This is a genomic window from Falsiruegeria sp. JB4-1 (genome assembly GCF_055693495.1).
This window is the reverse complement of record NZ_JBVFTZ010000001.1, coordinates 1,614,330-1,634,220: the sequence shown is the minus strand read 5'-3', so window position 1 is coordinate 1,634,220 and position 19,891 is coordinate 1,614,330. Positions and strand designations below refer to the sequence as shown.

The 19,891-nt window shown below is 58.2% G+C and carries 16 protein-coding genes and 3 pseudogenes; 13 read left to right on the top strand and 6 right to left on the bottom strand.

All coding sequences use genetic code 11. The annotated features are described in order from the left end of the window. Positions 1–143: 143 nt before the first annotated feature. From pepN to gatB, 6 genes and pseudogenes are all read left to right on the top strand, one after another. The gene (gene pepN, locus ACZ1HE_RS08405) at positions 144–2,696 is read left to right on the top strand and encodes an aminopeptidase N (RefSeq protein WP_472620359.1); all 2,553 of its coding nucleotides are present in this window, start codon (positions 144–146) and stop codon (positions 2,694–2,696) included. 3 nt (positions 2,697–2,699) lie between these two features. Next, a complete protein-coding gene (locus ACZ1HE_RS08400) occupies positions 2,700–3,332 on the top strand; it encodes an SDR family NAD(P)-dependent oxidoreductase (RefSeq protein ID WP_472620358.1) in 633 nt (210 codons plus the stop codon). After that, a complete protein-coding gene (locus ACZ1HE_RS08395; protein ID WP_472620357.1) occupies positions 3,320–3,439 on the top strand; it encodes an SDR family oxidoreductase in 120 nt (39 codons plus the stop codon). The genes ACZ1HE_RS08400 and ACZ1HE_RS08395 overlap by 13 nt, the downstream gene beginning before the upstream one ends. After that, on the top strand, positions 3,439–3,870 hold the full coding sequence (locus ACZ1HE_RS08390; RefSeq protein WP_472620356.1) for a hypothetical protein: 432 nt from the start codon (positions 3,439–3,441) through the stop codon (positions 3,868–3,870). The genes ACZ1HE_RS08395 and ACZ1HE_RS08390 overlap by 1 nt, the downstream gene beginning before the upstream one ends. A 274-nt stretch (positions 3,871–4,144) precedes the next feature. Beyond that, the gene (locus ACZ1HE_RS08385) at positions 4,145–5,275 is read left to right on the top strand and encodes a hypothetical protein (RefSeq protein WP_472620355.1); all 1,131 of its coding nucleotides are present in this window, start codon (positions 4,145–4,147) and stop codon (positions 5,273–5,275) included. 209 nt (positions 5,276–5,484) lie between these two features. Further along, a pseudogene (gene gatB / locus ACZ1HE_RS08380) lies at positions 5,485–6,995 on the top strand (Asp-tRNA(Asn)/Glu-tRNA(Gln) amidotransferase subunit GatB). A 424-nt stretch (positions 6,996–7,419) separates the two neighbouring features. Here the strand turns inward: gatB and ACZ1HE_RS08375 are convergent. Continuing rightward, positions 7,420–7,560 carry a hypothetical protein gene (locus ACZ1HE_RS08375; protein WP_472620354.1) on the bottom strand — a complete coding sequence of 47 codons (141 nt, stop codon included), beginning with the start codon at positions 7,558–7,560 and terminating at the stop codon, positions 7,420–7,422. Continuing rightward, positions 7,553–8,959 carry a phospholipase D family protein gene (locus ACZ1HE_RS08370; RefSeq protein WP_472620353.1) on the bottom strand — a complete coding sequence of 469 codons (1,407 nt, stop codon included), beginning with the start codon at positions 8,957–8,959 and terminating at the stop codon, positions 7,553–7,555. Before ACZ1HE_RS08370 ends, ACZ1HE_RS08375 begins: the two co-directional genes overlap by 8 nt. A gap of 127 nt (positions 8,960–9,086) precedes the next feature. On the opposite strand from ACZ1HE_RS08370, the gene ACZ1HE_RS08365 reads away from it, so the two are divergent. Then, entirely contained in the window at positions 9,087–9,605 is a 519-nt protein-coding gene (locus ACZ1HE_RS08365; RefSeq protein WP_472620352.1) for a DUF4177 domain-containing protein, read from the top strand. Between the two features lie 106 nt (positions 9,606–9,711). On the opposite strand, the gene ACZ1HE_RS08360 is transcribed toward ACZ1HE_RS08365, so the two are convergent. After that, the gene (locus ACZ1HE_RS08360; protein WP_472620351.1) at positions 9,712–9,966 is read right to left on the bottom strand and encodes a BolA family protein; all 255 of its coding nucleotides are present in this window, start codon (positions 9,964–9,966) and stop codon (positions 9,712–9,714) included. A 115-nt stretch (positions 9,967–10,081) separates the two neighbouring features. Here ACZ1HE_RS08360 and ACZ1HE_RS08355 point away from each other — a divergent pair. Continuing rightward, positions 10,082–10,706, top strand: a pseudogene (locus ACZ1HE_RS08355) (J domain-containing protein). 983 nt (positions 10,707–11,689) lie between these two features. On the opposite strand, the gene ACZ1HE_RS08350 reads toward ACZ1HE_RS08355, so the two are convergent. Further along, complete coding sequence (locus ACZ1HE_RS08350; protein ID WP_472620350.1) at positions 11,690–13,195, bottom strand: arylsulfatase; 1,506 nt, start codon at positions 13,193–13,195, stop codon at positions 11,690–11,692. Between the two features lie 336 nt (positions 13,196–13,531). Here ACZ1HE_RS08350 and cobS point away from each other — a divergent pair, with 336 nt between their 5' ends. From cobS to cobT, 3 genes and pseudogenes are all read left to right on the top strand, one after another. After that, on the top strand, positions 13,532–14,518 hold the full coding sequence (gene cobS / locus ACZ1HE_RS08345) for a cobaltochelatase subunit CobS (RefSeq protein WP_472620349.1): 987 nt from the start codon (positions 13,532–13,534) through the stop codon (positions 14,516–14,518). 41 nt (positions 14,519–14,559) lie between these two features. After that, the gene (locus ACZ1HE_RS08340; protein ID WP_472620348.1) at positions 14,560–15,132 is read left to right on the top strand and encodes an aspartate/glutamate racemase family protein; all 573 of its coding nucleotides are present in this window, start codon (positions 14,560–14,562) and stop codon (positions 15,130–15,132) included. Between the two features lie 121 nt (positions 15,133–15,253). Continuing rightward, positions 15,254–17,130: pseudogene (gene cobT / locus ACZ1HE_RS08335) on the top strand (cobaltochelatase subunit CobT). Between the two features lie 67 nt (positions 17,131–17,197). Here cobT and ACZ1HE_RS08330 read toward each other — a convergent pair. Beyond that, positions 17,198–17,365 carry a hypothetical protein gene (locus ACZ1HE_RS08330; protein ID WP_472620347.1) on the bottom strand — a complete coding sequence of 56 codons (168 nt, stop codon included), beginning with the start codon at positions 17,363–17,365 and terminating at the stop codon, positions 17,198–17,200. Continuing rightward, positions 17,362–17,556 carry a hypothetical protein gene (locus tag ACZ1HE_RS08325; RefSeq protein WP_472620346.1) on the bottom strand — a complete coding sequence of 65 codons (195 nt, stop codon included), beginning with the start codon at positions 17,554–17,556 and terminating at the stop codon, positions 17,362–17,364. The genes ACZ1HE_RS08330 and ACZ1HE_RS08325 overlap by 4 nt, the downstream gene beginning before the upstream one ends. Before the next feature lie 116 nt (positions 17,557–17,672). Here ACZ1HE_RS08325 and ACZ1HE_RS08320 point away from each other — a divergent pair, with 116 nt between their 5' ends. Continuing rightward, positions 17,673–19,463: an aminopeptidase P family protein gene (locus ACZ1HE_RS08320; protein WP_472620345.1), complete on the top strand. Its 1,791-nt coding sequence runs from the start codon at positions 17,673–17,675 to the stop codon at positions 19,461–19,463. Between the two features lie 81 nt (positions 19,464–19,544). After that, complete coding sequence (locus ACZ1HE_RS08315; protein WP_472620344.1) at positions 19,545–19,889, top strand: DUF427 domain-containing protein; 345 nt, start codon at positions 19,545–19,547, stop codon at positions 19,887–19,889. Positions 19,890–19,891: the final 2 nt, after the last annotated feature.

The following is a 19,891-nucleotide window of genomic DNA, read 5'->3' as shown; positions in this document are numbered from 1 at the left end:
GTCGAAACTGTGCTGTTTTGGTGAATGCAGTTTCAAATGGCACCGAACAATCGCCACTCGAATGATTGGCAAACCGGACCGGCTTGCGGCTCCTTGACGAACCCCATAACGTCACCCGAAACTCCTATCATCCAGAGGCCCCCATGCGCGACGCTGCCCCGACCACGATCTACCTCAAGGATTACACGCCCTTCGGATTTACCGTCGATGATGTGCATCTGACATTCGATCTGTCCCCCGGTGCCACGCGCGTCACGTCGCGGATCACATTCAGCCCTAACCCGAACGCCACCGACCCGACGTTTTTCCTGCATGGCGAAGAGTTGAAGCTGATCCGGGCCAGCATCGACGGCCAGCCCGTGACACCCGACGTCACCGACAAGGGCCTGACTTGCGATGTCCCCGACGCGCCGTTTGTTTGGGAGACCGAAGTCGAGATCGACCCGGCAGGCAACACCGCACTCGAAGGGCTTTACATGTCGAACGGCATGTATTGCACCCAGTGTGAGGCTGAAGGGTTCCGCAAGATCACCTATTACCCCGACCGCCCCGATGTGATGAGCACATTCACCGTGCGCATCAACGGGTCCGAACAGGTGATGCTGTCGAACGGCAACCCCACCAATCAAGGCGAGGGTTTTGCAGAATGGCATGACCCATGGCCAAAGCCGACCTACCTCTTTGCACTGGTGGCCGGAGACCTGATCAACCATCCCGACCGTTTCACCACCAAATCGGGCAAGGATGTCGAGCTGAACATCTGGGTTCGCCCTGGTGACGAAAACAAATGCGCCTTTGGGATGGAGGCGCTGAAAAAATCGATGACCTGGGACGAGGATGTCTATGGCCGCGAATACGACCTGGATGTGTTCAACATCGTCGCCGTCGACGACTTCAACATGGGCGCGATGGAGAACAAGGGGCTGAACATCTTCAACTCGTCGTGCGTTCTGGCGAGCCCCGAAACCTCGACCGACGACAACTTCGAACGGATCGAAGCGATCATCGCGCATGAGTATTTCCACAATTGGACCGGCAACCGCATCACCTGTCGAGATTGGTTCCAGCTGTGTTTGAAAGAAGGCCTGACCGTCTTCCGCGACGCGCAGTTCACATCCGACATGCGCAGCGAGCCGGTCAAACGCATCCGCGACGTGATCGACCTGCGCGGGCGCCAGTTCCCCGAAGACAACGGCCCCCTGTCGCATCCCGTGCGACCCGAGAGTTTTGTCGAGATCAACAACTTCTACACCGCCACTGTCTATGAAAAAGGCGCCGAGGTGATCGGCATGCTCAAGACTCTGGTCGGCGATGAAGCCTATTCCAAGGCGGTCGATCTGTACTTTGATCGCCACGATGGCGACGCCGCCACGATCGAGGATTGGCTGGCAGTGTTTCAGGATGCCACCGGCCGCGATTTGAGCCAGTTCAAACGCTGGTATTCGCAAGCGGGAACACCTCGCGTGACAGTTTCGGACGCGTGGGCCGATGGCACCTATACCCTGACCTTGTCGCAATCGACGCCCGCGACCCCCGGTCAGGACGACAAGCAACCACAAGTGATCCCGGTCGCCGTGGGGCTGTTGGGGGCAAACGGCGATGAGGTCGCGCAAACGCGGGTGCTGGAACTGACCGAAGCGGAACAGAGCTTTACCTTCGACGGGCTGGCCGCCAAACCTGTCCCCTCAATCCTGCGAGGTTTTTCGGCCCCGGTCATTCTGGATCACGATACCACCAGCGCCCAGCGCGCTTTTCTGCTGTCGCACGACACCGATCCGTTCAATCGGTGGGAGGCAGGCCGGTCACTGGCACGCGAGACCCTGCTTGCGATGATCACTGACGGTACTTCGCCGTCGGGTGCATACCTTGACGGCGTGCAGGCAGTTCTGCGGGACGATACGCTTGATCCCGCCTATCGCGCGCTGATGCTGGGCCTGCCCGGTCAGTCGGAACTGGCCGCGGCCTTGCACGATGGCGGCACAACACCGGATCCACAAGCGATCTGGTCGGCAACTGAAACTTTGCGTCAGGCGCAAGCTCAACACATGCAGGACCTGTTGCCACGGCTCCACAGCGAAGCTCAGGTTTCGGCCAGCTATCAACCAGATGCAAATCAATCCGGCCGCCGGGCTCTTGGCGGTATGGCGCTGTCCTTGATCACTCGCTTGGATGGCGGGGCTTTGGCCAGCGCGGAATTCAGCAAGGCCGACAACATGACGCTACAACTCTCCTCGCTTGGCTGCCTGATCAAGGCAGGAAAAGGAGAGGTTGAATTGCAGGCGTTCTATGATCAATGGAAAGCGGATCGTCTGGTGATCGACAAATGGTTCGGCCTGCAGGTGTCGCTGGCTGATCCCGAGCAGACGGCCAATGTCGCACACACCTTAAGCGAACACCCCGATTTCAACTGGAAGAACCCCAACCGCTTCCGTGCCGTTTTTGGCGCGCTTGCGATGAACCATGCAGGGTTCCACCATGCCAGCGGTGCGTCTTATAAGCTGCTCGCAGATTGGCTGATCCGACTCGACCCAATCAATCCGCAGACAACTGCACGTATGTGCTCGGCCTTCCAGACATGGCGGCGCTATGACGATGCCCGCCAAACCCTGATCGGCGCACAGCTTGATCGTATCGCCGCAACACCCCAGCTGTCCCGTGATGTCACCGAAATGATCACCCGCATCCGGGGGGCATGAACCATGCGCAAGACCCTCCTTATTACAGGCGCCAGCGCCGGGATCGGCGCGGCAACGGCTCGGTTGGCGGCTGAACAGGGCTATGACCTGGCCCTGAACTATCGCAGCGACCATGCCGGGGCTGCTGCGGTAGCCGAGGCTGCGCAAGCTGCCGGCGCGCAGGTGGTGTTGTGCCAAGGCGACGTGGCCGACCCCGGCGACATCGCGCAGATTTATGCGCAGGTGGACGCGGCCTTCCCGCGTCTCGACGGTCTGGTGAACAACGCCGGCGTTGTCGATGTGGCCGCCAAGGTCACTGACCTGACCCACGAGCGGCTGCGCCGGATGTTCGACATCAATGTGATAGGCGCCATGCTGGTCGCGAAAGAGGCAGTGCTGCGAATGCAAGCCCATGGTCAGGGTGGGTCTATTGTCAACATTTCTTCCGCCGCTTCCCGCCTTGGATCGGCCAATCAATATGTCGACTACGCGGCCTCAAAAGCAGCAATCGACATTTTCACCAAAGGCTTGAGCGATGAGGTCGCGGCACAAAATATCCGCGTCAATGCGATCCGCCCCGGTTTGATCGAAACTGACATCCATTCCAAGGGGGCGAACCGGGTCGGGCCCAAAGACTTTCGCACATGGTTCCGATGAAACGGACAGGATCACCCCGAGAGGTCGCAGACGCCGTGCTGTATCTGCTATCGGACCAGGCCTCTTACGTCACCGGAACCTGCCTGGACGTATCAGGCGGAAGATGATGACCGAGCCCTATTCGTTTGTGCGCCACCATAGGCAACCAAAGACGGTGGCGATCCTGATCATGGTCTACTCTGGCCTGATTGCCCTGATGGTGCTGTTTGATGCCGCATGGTGGATTGCCGGTGGGTTGGCATTGGTTACTCTGCCGACGCTGTGGGATCTGGCACAAAACACGGCCGCAGGTTTGTCCATCGATGGGCAGGGCTTACGCTGGTTCAGCGGGAAACGCACTGCGCAGGTTGACCTGAACGAAATCGATTTTGTTCGCATGGGCACCCGTTGGGATTTTTCAGTACGAGTCACCTTGTATCTAAAAACAAACAAGCGTGTCCGCTTACCATATGACAGCCTGCCCCCTCATCGCGACCTGGAATTCGCGTTCCAGGCACACGGTTTACGTGTAGAGAGACACCACTTCACCATTCTTTAGGGAATGTGGCGACCTTTCACCTGCTAATCCACAAAGCTGTCCTGAAACTCCCCAGCTTGGACACGATTGTGCCGCAAACCAGCGTCAGCTTTGCACGGAGTAAGAACCCGTTTTCGGAGCAGCAATGTTTCACCGCCCAAGCACCAGGTCCAGCCGTTTTATGTCTCGCTTTCGCGATTTGCTGTCCCGTCGCAGTCCTGAATTTCGGTCAGGTAACTTCCAAGCTCGGGCGGTCTCCAAACCCTTCCGCATCGAGGATCACCTATCTGTTCCGATGGCAGACATATCCCACAGCGAAACAACGGCAAGTGAGCTGCAAAACCGGGGTAGGTTTCTGGCCAGACAGGACCTTTGGGAAGAACTTGCGCGAGAAATTGAAGTTGCCGACGCCGATAAGCACGTGTTGGCCGACGGGGCCCCTGCAGCAGATTTGCTGGCGTATGGCGCCCGCTCGGATGTTGTTCAGGCCGCCGAGCACGCCTTGATGGATGACGCGCTAACAAATTCGTCGTCTTTGGTCGAAGGCGTAATTGGCCTAGAGGAAGTTTTACTCGAAACGCCTGACAATGCGATGTTGAGCGCCGTTGTCGCGTTGGCGCACATAGATCTAGGTTGGGCATGGCGAGGGACTGGTTGGGATTCCATCGTTCCGCGGCTGAATCAGGAGCGCTGCGCTGCCCATTTTGATCGAGCGGCTGACCTGCTGGCACCATATGCCGAACGCACCCGAAACAGCGCCTTTTTGTCCACTGCCCGATGCGCCCTGTTTGCAGGCCGCCGTCTGCCCAAGGTTCGGATCGGGGACGAATACGAAAAACTTATTGATCTGGCTCCTGACAATCACCGGCATATGCGTTCAATGGGAACCCAACTGTTGCCACGATGGTTCGGAAGCTATGAAGAATTGGAGCTTGAAGCCCGCCGAACCGCATCACGGACACAAGCCACTTGGGGTGCCGACGGCTATACTTGGGTGTATTTCGACGCCATCGCGCTGGACGAAGGTGCTTGTGGCAGAGTTGATGTCGAGTTCTTTGTGGATGGCCTAAGAGACATCATCAAAACTCGCCCGGATCAGGAAATGATAAATCTTCTGGCAGCCTACTGCTCTGTTGCCCTGCGCGCAGGAATGGGGCTGGATGAAGCGGGAGATTTGGTTCGGGTCCAGATATGCGACAACGAACGCTGGTTGATCCGCGATCATCTGACAGAAGTCCATCCGATGATCTGGGCCCATGCAGCGGATGGCTTTGATAACAACGTACGGATCACCTCACCCAGTCGCTTTGCGGCACGTGGGCGGGCAGACGCATTGCAGGTAATCGCGGATCTTTTCCGAGACGAAATCAACCGTGGACTGCGGGTAACCTTTACCCCCAACGGACCACAATTGGACGCCGGATGAATCAACGTCTCTGGCAAAAAAACAGCTTTGCTGAAGGCTCCAAAGAGATCTGATCGCAGTCTGTCGTCCAACAGCCAAGCGTTGTTTTCTACTTCCTTTCCCTTCCCTCCCCTCTACTGGGTGTCGCCACACTGCGCCGTTCTGCTCTTGCCCTGCAGCGCGCAGCGGCCTAGAAGGCGGATTGAACCAAGCGGACAAGAGAAAAAGCCATGTTGGACCTGACTTTCGACACCCCAAAGGTAAAGACCATCGCCGGAGCCAAACACGATTGGGAACTGGTGATCGGGATGGAGGTACACGCGCAGGTTTCGTCGAACGCCAAACTGTTTTCGGGCGCATCGACTCAATTCGGCGCCGAACCGAACTCGAACGTGGCCTTCGTGGACGCTGCTATGCCTGGAATGCTGCCAGTGATCAACGAGTATTGCGTCGAGCAGGCCGTTCGTACTGGTCTGGGCCTCAAGGCCGATATCAACCTGAAATCGGCGTTTGACCGTAAGAACTATTTCTACCCCGACCTGCCTCAAGGCTATCAGATTTCCCAGCTGTACCACCCCATCGTGGGCGAAGGCGAAGTGCTGGTTGAAATGGGCGACGGCACTGCCCGTCTGGTGCGCATCGAGCGTATCCACATGGAGCAGGACGCGGGCAAGTCGATCCACGACATGGACCCCAACATGTCGTTTGTCGATCTCAACCGCACCGGCGTCTGCCTGATGGAAATTGTCTCTCGCCCCGATATTCGCGGCCCCGAAGAGGCCGCCGCCTATATCGCCAAGCTGCGCCAGATCCTGCGCTACCTGGGCACCTGCGACGGCAACATGCAAAACGGCAACCTGCGCGCGGACGTCAACGTCTCGATCTGCCGTCCCGGTCAGTATGAGAAGTACATGGAAACACAGGACTTCTCGCACCTGGGTACCCGTTGCGAAATCAAGAACATGAACTCGATGCGCTTTATTCAGCAGGCGATCGATGTCGAAGCCCGCCGTCAAATCGCAATCGTCGAAGGTGGTGGTACGGTCGATCAGGAAACCCGCCTCTATGATCCGGACAAGGGCGAAACCCGCTCGATGCGGTCCAAGGAAGAAGCGCATGATTACCGCTACTTCCCCGACCCCGACCTGCTGCCGCTGGAGATCGAACAGGCTTGGGTCGATGACATCGCGAGCAATCTGCCGGAACTCCCGGACGCCAAAAAGGCGCGCTTTATCGCGGACTTTGGCCTGACCGACTATGATGCCTCGGTTCTGACGGCCGAAGTGGAATCGGCGGCCTATTTCGAAGAAGTCGCTAATGGCCGTTCGGGCAAATTGGCCGCCAACTGGGTCATCAACGAGCTCTTTGGTCGCCTAAAAAAGAAGACCACGAGATCACCGACAGCCCCGTGTCCCCGGACCAATTGGGTGGCATCATTGATCTGATTAGTTCAGACGCCATTTCGGGCAAGATCGCCAAGGACCTGTTTGAGATCGTCTACACCGAAGGCGGCGATCCGTCTCAGATCGTCGAAGAGCGCGGCATGAAACAGGTGACCGATACCGGCGCCATCGAAGCCGCCCTGGATGACATCATCGCAGCCAACCCAGCGCAGGTCGAAAAGGCCAAAGTAAACCCGAAACTGGCGGGCTGGTTCGTGGGTCAGGTGATGAAAGCGACCGGCGGCAAGGCCAACCCCAAGGCGGTCAACCAACTGGTGGCGCAGAAGCTGGGCCAATAACAGGAAAAGCTGACCATCAGAATTTTCCAAGGGCGGCGCGGATGTGCCGCCTTTTTTTTCGCGGCCAGGTCAATCATACATCCAGCGACTTGACCTGTTTTCCCGCCTGGGCAGATTCAAAATACAGCTTTGATTGGTTTTAATAGGTTACATGTTCAAGAAAACGTTTGTTGGGCTCGCAGCCGTTTCCGCAGTTGTCACCGGCACTTCCCTTTTCCTCACCCGTGACACCGCAGCTACTCACTCCACCTTGCAAGCCAGTGCTCTCCCCTCTGATCCCGACCCGCGCGTTTTTCGCCGACGCCTACGAGACCTAGGACTATGTGGTCTACGGAGACGCGCAATTGACAGCTTACCGCAAAAGCAGCCTTCTGGAGCGCCGCGTTCAGGTCGCCGAATACGCGCCCGACTTTGTTGATTAACTTTACAACTGTTGCTCGACCGGCAGCAGTGCGGTGATACCCACCACCAGTTGCTTCCCGAATGTGGCGCCCGGCTCGGCTGTTTTCACGGTGATCTGATCGGGCTGCTCATAGCGCCATTGAAGCCGATCGCTGTCATCCAACGTGATACGATAGGTGTAATCTGCCAGCCCTTGCTCCAGCTCGGACAGGGTATCGCGCGCGAATTGCTGACTGGCCATGAACACGCCCAGTTCGGTGTTTTGCTTGATCGACACTGGGGTCCAAGTTCAGCGAGCCCACAAACACAGTGTCGTCGATCACCGCCAGCTTGGTGTGCATGACAACGCCGATCTCGGACTCTGCCGGAACCAGCCCAAGCGCTTGCAGCGAATCTGCGCGCAGCTCATACAGTTCGACCCCTGCCTTTAGCAGATTCACCCGGTGCCTGCGGTATCCTGCGTGAACATAGGTATGGTTGGTCGCCGCCAGCGAGTTAGTGACGATCCGAACCCGCACTCCGCGCTGTGCCAAATCGGACAACAGCCGAGCGCCATAGTCTTCGGGAACAAAGTAAGGCGTCAGCAGAATGACTTCGTGTTTGGCATCCCGCATCCGCGCCAGCAAAGTCTCGGCAAGGGGCCTGGGCCCTCCCCGCACCGGCTGCTTTAGCTTTTCTGGCGGGTCAACCACCAGTTCGGCCCGCCCGCGATAGAGCGGCACCGCCGAGGTGCCGATCTGACGGATATATCGGTTTTCTACCGCATCATCATAGACTTGGCGCGCCGGCTTCAGTTCTGCGGTCAATTCTACCCGAGCTTCGCGCAATTCCTGCGCGCTTGCGGGCTCATACAGGCTGCTCAAAGGCACGGCCCAGCCGTCGTTCCAATAACGGTCGAATTCTTCACCGATCTCAGAAACCGGCGGCCCCACCACCAGCAGATCAAAATCGGCAAACTCGGAATTGGTGTTGAGCTGAAAATACTCGTCCGCAATGTTCCGCCCCCCGATGATGGCAAAGGCTTGATCCGCGGCGAAGGATTTGTTGTGCATTCGTCGATTGACCCGCGAGAACTCCAAGGCCATGCCCACCGGTTTGGGCCAGGGGCGTGCCGCCGGATTGTAAATTCGCACCTGAATGTTGTCGTGTGCATCAATCAGGGCAAGGCTACTGTCCTCCACGGTGGTAAAAAAATCATCCAACAGAAACCGCACTCGCACTCCGCGATCGGCTGCCCTGAGCAAAGCGTCGGCGATTAACGATCCACCTAAGTCCGGCTTCATTAGAAAATACTGTAGATCCAGCGTGTCTTGAGCACCTTCGATCAACCGTAACCGGGCGCCCAGGGCCTGATCCCCATCCGGCAGCGGCACGAACCCCGCCTGCCCTTGTGACAAGCGAGCTGCCGCACTTGCAAGGGTAGAATGCGGAGCATTGCGCGCCTGAGTGACGGGAGTAACCTGATCAAGCGGTGTCTCGGAGCAAGCCTGCAGGCAAACTAAGGCTACGCCAACCAAAACGCCTTGAATGAAACCCGTTTTTTGCACCACGCCCTTGCCCATCGCCTCGCCCTTCCTCCTTGGAAGGGATCATTGGTGTCACCTTAGACCGGCCCTTTCCCCGCGAACAGGTCTTTTACCTGCGCGTTAACCTGCTAGATTGCCGCGACACGAAGTTCCGGGAAGCACCATGCATCGCTACGAATACAAAGTCGTTCCTGCGCCGTCCAAAGGCACCAAAGCAAAAGGCGTGAAAACGCCCGAAGGGCGCTTTGCCCTGACTGTTGAACAGCTGCTCAATCAGATGGGCGCCGACGGGTGGGAGTTTCAGCGCGCAGAGTTGTTGCCCAGCGATGAACGGACAGGCCTAACAGGATCGGTTCAAAACTGGCGCAATGTATTGGTGTTCCGTAGGAAAGTAGCACCGGATATGCCAACCGACGATCCTGATGACGAAATTGCCGCGAGACCGGTGCCTGGCCCAATATCCGAACCTGCACCCGTTGCAGCGCCTGCCCCGATCTCTGAGGCCCCTCAAGACCCGCCCCTGGCATCTGGCGCTGAACGCATGCTCAAAGACAATGGTGTAGAAGAACTGAGTGATGTGTCCGGAATGACAACCGCGCTCAAGAATCGTGCCGAACAGCAGTCTGCCGAAGTCGAAACATCCGACACCGACGACGGCGACGCCCCCAAGAGGGACGCCTGATCCGCAATCCTTTGCCAATTGGAGTCGAGCAAACGGTGCTTCATCTGACCATTTCAGATCTAGGAACACTTGCTGTCAAAGTCTCTCTCTCCAATGGCAGGATATTTCAAACGTCAATATCCAGCGCCAGCGCGTGAATACGCGGTACAATGTCGCCCAGGGCGGTATGCACAGCTCGATGACGTGCAACACGCGATTTGCCCACAAAGGCCGCTGAACGGATTCGCACATTGAAATGGCTTTCACCACCTTCTTGGTAACCCGCGTGACCGCGGTGGCTTTCGCTGTCGTCAACTACCTCCAAATCCGTTGGACTAAAGGCGGTTTCCAGCCGATCCCGGATCTCTTCTGTTATGCTCATTGGTGTTTTCTTTCCTTATTTCACGGTTTTTTTTGCCGTGCCCTCTTCTATCTGGCGCCACTTAGATTAAACTCCTGCCTCCGAGTCGAGAAGTTGCGTTCGAAAGGTATCCGTCATGGCCAAATCAGATCCCTTTGGGTTCGATATGTCTGTCTCCTCAGCAAAGAAAAAGAACCCGCGCGGACGTCGGGGCATGTCGGGAGCATCCGAAACTTCGGTGCGTGTCTGCGAGCATGAGGGTTGCGAAGAACCAGGCAAGTTTCGCGCCCCCAAAGCGCCAGACGTTCTGGATGATTTTTTCTGGTTCTGCCAGCAGCACGTGCGCGAATACAACCTCAAATGGAACTTCTTTGACGGCACCACCGAGGCCGAGCTGAACGCACAGCAATCCAAGGACAAGGTCTGGGAACGCGAGACCAAACCCATGGGCGACCCCGAAGCACGCGCCTGGGCCCGTCTTGGCATCGAGGACCCGCATCAGGTTTTGGGCGCCAACGGCACGCAGAACAAGGGCCGCACATCCGGTGGCGGCGGCAAACGCCTCCCCCACCGAGCGTCGCGCTGTCGAGATTCTGGAAGCCAAAGACAGCTGGACCAAGGCCGAGGTGCGCAAAGCCTATAAAAAGCTGATCAAGGTCCTGCACCCAGATATGAACGGCGGCGATCGCAGCCAGGAAGAACAGTTGCAAGAAGTCGTCTGGGCTTGGGATCAGATCAAGGACAGTCGCAACTTCAAGTAAACGGCAGGTGTCTGCAAACCAGTTTTACCCTTGTACGGACCACTTGTTGACCTTCACCGCCTTCGGCTGGGGCGATGAAGGTTCTGTGAAAGGAAGCCTTTGAGCATTTCTTTTTCATAGTTCGGGGTTTTTACAGTGCCGAAAACGCTTGTCTTTCTGGGGGGATCAGCGCGAAAGCACATAGAGGTCGGAGTGGGTACCTTGATCAAAGGCCCGCTCGACTACGAGCTGAGCCACCCAAACAAGCCGCACTTCGCCAATGCGCTGTGAACCCGGAATGCAATTGCTCCACGGGCCCGGCACTGGCTGGTCTTTTTAGTCATTTCAGCGGCTCGCTGCTTTCGTTCAAGACATACGCAATCGTCCCCCATTCCGCAGGCCGATGCCGCAGTTCACAAGTGGTGGTCAACATACGCAGATTTCTAAGCAATCTTGGGTGCCCACCAGTTTCGGCGATGCGCCACATCCCACATGCCCTAGACGTCTTTGAAGCGGACGAAACAAAATTCGAAGACATAAATGCAGCGTGGTCGTCGAAGTACTTTGGCCAAAGGTTTCGGCGGTCGCCCTTTTGGAGCGTTGCCGCGAAAGCCCAGCGTCAGCGTGCCTCCTCAATCGGGCCTTTCCACCCAGACATTTCCCAACTCAACGAACCTTTATACGGGACACTCCCGCGCCCGAGCAGACCTGACTACGTCAGCCCCGCTAGCGGGCTTGGGCCGGGCGCCTCGCTAATTGCTCGGCGCGGTCGCGCTGGACGCGCCCATATTGCCACAATTACCGACTACCGAGCGTAGCGAGGCCCGGCCCAACAGGAGGAGGGCATCTGTGATGCACGAACGACGGGCGGGAGAGCCCCCGGACCACCTGCCTCCAAGGGCAGACAGGGGCGCCAAGCTCGAGCTTGGGCCCGAAAACTTCGAGACAAATTTAAAGTTGTCTCCTACCCTCCTTGGTTGCGCTGCAAGCTCTCCAGCACCTGATCAATCGAGAAACTGGCAGGTTTCTGACGCGGCGGGTAGTCTTGGAATGTCCCCAGGAACTGCGCGACAAAAGCTTGGGCTAAGCACCAGCAGATAAGTGCGATCCAGACGCCATTTCGAATACCCGATCGACTCGTGTTCAGCGCGCTCAAATGGATCCGAATACAGATCAATGATCTTGGGCAGACGCAAGAACGTCAGCGGCTCCTGCCAGACATCAAACCCATGAGCCCGCTGTTCGGCAAAAACCACCTTCCACCGGTTGTAGCGCAGGTTCATCAAATCCCCGCCGTCCGAGAAATACAGGAATTCGCGCCGGGGGCCTTCTTCGGCTTCGCCTCGGAAATACGGCATGAAGTCATAACCATCCAGATGCACCGGCTCATTGCCCTCGCCAAAGGGGGCCTCGGACAGCATTCGCTCCTTCATATCGGTATCGCCAAGGGCGGACATGACCGTCGGAAACCAATCCAAGTGGCTGATGATCTGGTTCGACCGGCTGCCGGGTTCGATCACACCGGGCCACTTGATCATCATGGGGACGCGAAACCCGCCTTCCCAATTGTCGTTCTTTTCGCCACGGAACGGCGTGGTACCGCCATCAGGCCAACTGAACACTTCGGCTCCGTTGTCGGTCGAATACATGACAACCGTATTGTCTGCGATGCCTAGCTCATCAAGCTTGTCCAGCATTTGCCCGACCATCTTGTCATGCTCGACCATCCCGTCCGGGTAAACACCCAGCCCGGTCACGCCCTCGCTTTCTTCCTTGAGGTGCGTATGAATGTGCATCCGCGTAGTGTTGTACCACAGGAAAAAGGGTTTCTCCTGCTCGGCGGCCCGATCGATGAAATCCAGCGCCCCTGCCGTGACCTCTTCGTCGATGGTCTCCATACGCTTGCGAGTTAAGGGTCCGGTGTCTTCGACACTGCCGTCGGCAGACGATTTGATAACCCCGCGCGGTCCAAAATTTTCTCGGAATTCAGGGTCTTGTGGATAATCCGAATTTTCCGGCTCTTCTTCGGCATTCAGGTGATAAAGATTGCCAAAAAATTCATCAAATCCGTGGTTTGTAGGCAAGTGCTCATCCAGATCACCCAGATGGTTCTTGCCGTATTGGGCTGTCATGTAGCCTTTGGACTTCATGTATTCTGCGATTGTGGGGTCTTTTTCGCTGATCCCCTCTTTGGCGCCCGGCAGTCCGACCTTGAGCAATCCGGTGCGAAAACCCGACTGTCCGGTCACGAAAGAAGCGCGCCCTGCGGTACAGGATTGCTCGCCATAGCCGTGGGTGAACAACATCCCCTCTTTCGCGATGCGGTCGATGTTGGGGGTCTCATACCCCATCATGCCCTGATTGTAGGCGCTGACATTCCAATATCCGATGTCGTCTCCCCATATGACCAGGAAATTCATCGGTTTCTCTTGGGCTAATGCGGCCCCAGTGCCTGCAAGGCTAAGAGCACCTGCCAGCAACGTTCTTCCAAAATGTGTAAGTACAGTCATTTTTCTCCCCAAAAACAACCAAAGTTGAGTTTCTGGATCGCCGGTCATTTTTTGAACAACAACCCGGTTAAACACAGACAGCATAGCGCGCGATCCGCATTGGCTCTAGTGTTTTGATACGTTGAGTCTCAAAAACAGCGACCACCAATCGCAGAAGACAACAACTAATTCCGTCAGATGTGACGTATTCCGGCCGGTTGATAAGTCCAGTTCACAACCTTTTTTGGACACAGCCGTCAGGAACGTCCGGTTCCCCTTGCCCTTGCCCCAAAGATGTTGCACCAAACGCAAGTTCATGCCCCACAGACAGGGGCCGAGAGGATAAGGACGATTGGCATGGCTGACGGTTTGATCGACATCAACGCAAAACCCACCGAAGAAATCTCGGTCCGTGAGGTGTTCGGCATCGACACCGACATGACGATCAAGGGGTTTGCCGAGCGCTCGGACCGCGTGCCCGAAATCGACCACACCTACAAGTTCGACCCCGACACCACGATGGCGATCCTGGCCGGATTCAGCCACAACCGTCGTGTCATGGTTCAGGGCTACCACGGTACGGGCAAATCGACCCACATCGAACAGGTCGCCGCGCGCTTGAACTGGCCCGCCGTCCGTGTGAACCTGGACAGCCATATTTCCCGTATCGACCTGATCGGCAAGGACGCGATCAAACTGCGCGACGGCAAGCAGGTCACCGAATTCCACGAGGGCATCCTGCCCTGGGCCCTGCGCAACCCGGTTGCGATCGTGTTCGACGAATACGACGCAGGCCGTGCTGACGTGATGTTCGTGATCCAGCGCGTTCTGGAACACGACGGTAAGCTAACGCTAATGGACCAGAACGAGATCATCACGCCCAACCCGCACTTCCGCCTGTTTGCCACCGCAAACACCGTGGGTCTGGGTGATACCACCGGCCTCTATCACGGTACCCAGCAGATCAACCAGGCCCAGATGGACCGCTGGTCGCTGGTCGCGACGCTGAACTACCTCAGCCACGACGCCGAGACGATGATCGTCCTGTCGAAGGCACCGCATTACAACACCGCCGATGGCCGCAAGACCGTCAGCCAGATGGTCACCGTTGCGGACCTGACCCGGACCGCCTTCATGAACGGCGATCTGTCGACCGTCATGTCGCCACGGACCGTGATCAACTGGGCGCAAAACGCCGAGATCTTCCGCGATGTGGGCTATGCTTTCCGCCTGTCGTTCCTGAACAAATGCGACGAGCTGGAGCGCCAGACCGTAGCCGAGTTCTATCAGCGCTGCTTTGACGAGGAACTCCCCGAAAGCGCCGCCAGCGCGAGCATGGGGTAAGCCCCTCGCTCCCCACACGGCGTTCGCAAAGGGGGGACGTGATGCACATCGGTTTGATCGGAGGCATTGGCCCGGCAGCCACGGCAGCTTATTACCTCAAGCTGTCTGATCGTTGTCGCGCGGCCGGTGTTCCGCTTGACCTGACCATCGTCAACGCAGACATTCAGGTACTTGCGCGCAATGCGCAGACCGACCGTCGCGACGATCAGGCCCGCGTCTATGCCCATGTCATCACCCGCCTTGCGGCATCCGGCGCCAAGGTGGCGGCGATCACCTCGATCGGTGGCAGCTTTTGCGAGGATGAAACCCGCGCATTGTCTTCGTTGCCTTTGATCAGCGCGCTTGGGGCATTGGACGATCACTTTGCCAATCAGGGGATCGACACCGTCGGTATCCTGGGCACCGAGACCGTCATGCAAAGCCACCTCTACGGGCGGTTGACAAAGACCCGCACGGTTGTGCCCGAAGGTCAGATCGCCGAAGTGGGCCAAGCCTATGTAGACACCGCTCTTGCGGGGCAGGTAGGCGATGCTCAACGAGACTTGTTTTTTACTGCAGGACGCAGAATGGTTGATGAAATGGGAGCAGATGCCGTTGTATTGGCTAAGCACTGATTTGGGACTGGCCTTTGACGGCCAAAACCACTGGGTATCCGGTCATCGACGCCATCGACGTGCATGTCGATCAACTCTTCCTTCTTGCCTCTGGCGCCCTGAAACTGCAGGATTTGTCCCTATGAAAAAGCCCAACGACAACCCCGCTGATCCGTTCAAGAAGGCCCTGGCCGAGGCGACCAAGGTCATGGCCGATGATCCCGAGCTGAACGTCAGCTATACGGTTGATCCATCGGGGGTTTCGGGCGACTCGATGCGCCTGCCCCAAGTCAGCCGCCGCATGTCCCGCGAAGAGGTTCTGCTGGCGCGCGGCACCGCCGATGCTCTGGCCTTGCAACGCAAGTACCACAACGCTGAAACCCATGCCCGCTATGCCCCTCCGGGCAATATGGCGCGCGATCTCTATGAGGCGATGGAAACCGCCCGGTGCGAGGCCATGGGCGCCCGCGACATGCCGGGCACTGCATCCAACATCGACGTCAAGATCACGCATGAGGCGCTGCGCCGGGGCTATGACCAATGCACCCAGGCCGCCGATGCCCCCCTGCCCGTCGCCGCCGGGTACCTGATCCGCCATCTGGCTACGGGCCGCGACCTGCCAGCTGCTGCCGACAACGTCATGAACCTGTGGCGCGGCTTCATCGAAGAACAGGCCGGCGGGACGCTGGATAACCTTCAGGACATGCTCAGCGATCAGGCCGAGTTCGCCAAATTCGCCCGTCAGGTGATCGAAGATCTGGGCTACGGCGACCAATTGGGCGATGACCCGGATGAGCTGGACGAAGATCAGGAAGATCAGGCCGAAGACGACGCAGACGAGCAACCCGATCCCGATAGCACCGGAGACGACCAGCAAGATCAGGAAGACGCCGACGCCAATCCCGAGCAATCGCAGGAAGAGCAACAGGACCAATCCCAAGCCCAAGTCTCGATGGACGAGATGGCAGACGAGGAATTGGGCGAAGAGGCCGAGATGCCCGAGGGCGAGGCCCCACTTGAGCCGCCTGCGCCACAGCCTGTGTCAGATGCCGACCCTGACTATCTGGTCTACCTGTCCGAGCATGACGAAGAAATTGCCGCCGAAGATCTGGCCGAACCGGCCGAGCTGGAACGTCTGCGCGCCTATCTGGACCAGCAGCTCGAACCGCTCAAAGGCGCGGTGAGCCGTCTGGCCAACAAGCTGCAACGCCGCCTGCAGGCGCAACAGAACCGCAGCTGGGAATTCGACCGCGAAGAGGGCATTCTGGATGCCGGCCGTCTGGCCCGTGTTGTCGCCAGCCCGACCACACCGCTCAGCTTCAAGGTCGAAAAAGACACCGAATTCCGCGACACCGTGGTGACGCTGCTGTTGGACAACTCCGGTTCGATGCGCGGCCGCCCGATTTCGATCGCCGCGATTTGCGCCGACGTTCTGGCGCGCACGCTGGAACGGTGCAACGTCAAGGTCGAAATCCTGGGCTTCACCACCCGCGCCTGGAAAGGCGGACAAGCCCGCGAGGCCTGGCTGAACGATGGCCGCCCGCAACAGCCCGGCCGACTGAACGACCTGCGCCACATCATCTACAAAAACGCCGACGCCCCATGGCGGCGCGCGCGCCCAACCTGGGCCTGATGATGAAAGAGGGGCTCTTGAAGGAAAACATCGACGGCGAGGCGCTGGAATGGGCACACCGCCGGATGATGGCGCGGCGTGAACAGCGTAAAATCCTGATGGTCATTTCAGACGGCGCCCCAGTGGATGACAGCACCCTGTCGGTGAACCCGGCCAACTATCTTGAAAAGCATCTGCGCGATGTGATCGCCATGGTCGAAAAGCGCAAGATGGTCGAACTTCTGGCCATCGGCATCGGCCACGACGTGACCCGCTATTATGACCGCGCGGTGACTATCACTGATGTCGAACAACTGGCCGGGGCCATGACCGAACAGCTCGCAGCCCTTTTCGACAGCGACCCGCGTGCTCGCGCCCGGGTTATGGGAATGCGTCGGGCCTCCTAAGGCCTTGCTCTTCTTCTTGCCAAAAATATCTCGGGGGCGCGCGCAGTGACGAGGGCAGCGCCCCCACTTATTTTTTTAATAGCTCGCGAAACACCTGATAATCCTCGCCATAGCAATTCGAAAACAGGCCGGTCACGTCACGTGTTCGCAAAACCTCGGACCCGTCTTCGCTCAGCGTGACCTCCCAATAGGTCCGGCCGATGTATGTGCCGCCTGATGTGTGGGCATCCGTCACTGAACATAAAGTGGGGCGCCCCCCTTATCGAACAGCCGCGACACGCCAGCCTGTCCCGGGTTAGATGGATCGGTCATACTCTTGGCAATCGCTTCCGCAGCCGTTTGACGGGCACGCTCCACAAGCTCGGATTGCGTTTGCGCATATGCTGGACAGGCAAAACACAGAATAAATGCAAGGTATCGGGTCATATGGCCACCTTAGCGACGGCACGCAAATTGCCAAGGGTCACGCTTTCCCGTCTGGACATTTCTTACCCGTCGCCTCACCTTTTGCCCGAACCAAAGACAACCAGATCGAGGCCCCCATGTTTCAAAGCTTTGAGGTAACCGCCCGCCCGGAACAAGGCCCGCCCCGGTTGGCAGCCTTGCGCGCCGAACTAGCCAAGCAAGGCCTGAACGGCTTCCTCGTGCCTCGCGCTGATGCGCATCAGGGGGAATATGTGGCCGCGCGGGACGAACGGCTTGCCTGGCTCACCGGCTTTACCGGCTCTGCCGGGTTTTGCGTCGTACTGGATCAGATCGCGGGTGTTTTCATCGACGGGCGTTACCGTACCCAAGTCAAGGCGCAGGTGGCCGATGTGTACACCCCTGTCCCCTGGCCTGACATCACCCTGTCGACCTGGCTGAAGGAACAGCTCCCTGATGGTGGCAAGGTGGGCTATGACGCCTGGTTGCATTCAGCCGGTCAAATCACCCAGGCCGAAAAAGAATTGCAGGGCACAGGCATTGAACTGATCCGCACAGACAACCTGGTCGATGCCATCTGGGACGATCAACCCGCCCCACCGATGAGCCCTGTCAAAGCGCACCCAATTGAATTTGCAGGCGAAAGCGCCGCTGATAAGATGGCCCGACTGGCCGCCGGGCTGACGAACGCCGGGCACAGTTCCGCAGTGATCACCCTGCCGGATTCGATCATGTGGCTTTTGAACATTCGCGGCGCTGACATCCCCCGCAATCCAGTCGCACATGGGTTTGCCATTCTGCATGACAGCGGCGCAATGGATCTGTTCATGGCCGGTGCAAGGCTCTCGAATCTCGGTGATCATTTCCCCGAGACCGTGTCCGTTCATGACCCAGCCGAATTCTTGGTGGAAGTGGAAACGCTTGCGGGCAAGGTGCAGGTCGACGCGGGCACCGTGCCACAGAAGGTCGCCGATATCTTGGGTGATCGCATGGTGGACGCAGGTGATCCCTGCGCCCTGCCCAAGGCACGCAAGAACGCCGCTGAGATCGAAGGCTCGGCCGAGGCGCATCTGCGCGACGGGGCCGCAATTGTCGAGCTGTTGACCTGGCTTGACGCGCAAGCCCCCGGCTCTCTGACCGAGACACAGGTCGTCACCGAACTGGAGGCCCGTCGCCGCACCGACAACGCCCTGCAAGACATCAGTTTCGAGACGATCTCGGGCGCCGGTCCCAATGGCGCGATCATGCATTATCGCGTGACAGAAGAGACCGACAGCAAGCTGGAAAACGGTCACCTGCTGGTTCTGGACAGCGGCGGGCAATATCTGGACGGCACCACCGACATCACCCGCACGATCGCCATTGGCGACGTGGGCGATGAAGAAAAAGCCTGCTTCACCCGTGTCCTGAAAGGCATGATTGCCCTGTCGATGCTGCGCTGGCCTGCGGGTCTGGCTGGGCGCGACATCGAATGTGTCGCACGTTTGCCGCTGTGGCTAGCCGGGCAGGATTTCAACCACGGTGTCGGCCACGGCGTTGGCGCATATCTGAGTGTTCATGAGGGTCCCCAACGACTGGCACGCACCAGCCATGTGCCGCTGGAACCGGGCATGATTCTGTCCAATGAGCCGGGATATTACCGCGAAGGGGCCTTTGGCATCCGCATCGAAAACCTGGTGGTGGTGCAGGATGCCTCCGCGTTACCGACATCCGATCCGGAACGCACCTTCCTGTCGTGGCGTACTTTGACCTTTGCCCCCATTGACCGGCGGCTGATCGTCGTGGATATGTTGTCCGCCGAAGAACGGGATTGGCTGAATGGCTATCACCGCGACGTGGCCGACAAGATCGGCCCACGTGTGGGACCCGAGGCGCGCCAGTGGCTGGACGCAGCAACCGCGCCAGTTTGACACAAGAGGTCTGACACTTGGCTGTTACACGAGCGGGCGACAAGACCGCTCACCATGAAAGACGATGGGGAAGGAGACAATATGACAGATCACATCAAGATCCGAAAACCGGGCGGCAAGTGGAGCGTACGTTCCGGTGGGGCCATTCTTGGCGAAAGCAGCGAGGTGCTGGAACTGAGCGAAGGCGATCTTGATCCGGTGATCTACTTCCCCCGCAAGGATATTGCGATGGCGTTCCTGGACGTGTCTGACAAGACCACGCACTGCCCACATAAGGGTGATGCAACTTACTTTTCTATCGTCAACCGTTCATCAGTCACCAAGGATGCCGCCTGGTCGTATGAGGCCCCCATCGAGGCTGTGGCAGAGATAAAGGACTACCTGGCCTTTCACCTGCGCGATGGCGTGACGGTGGAACAGCTCTGAAG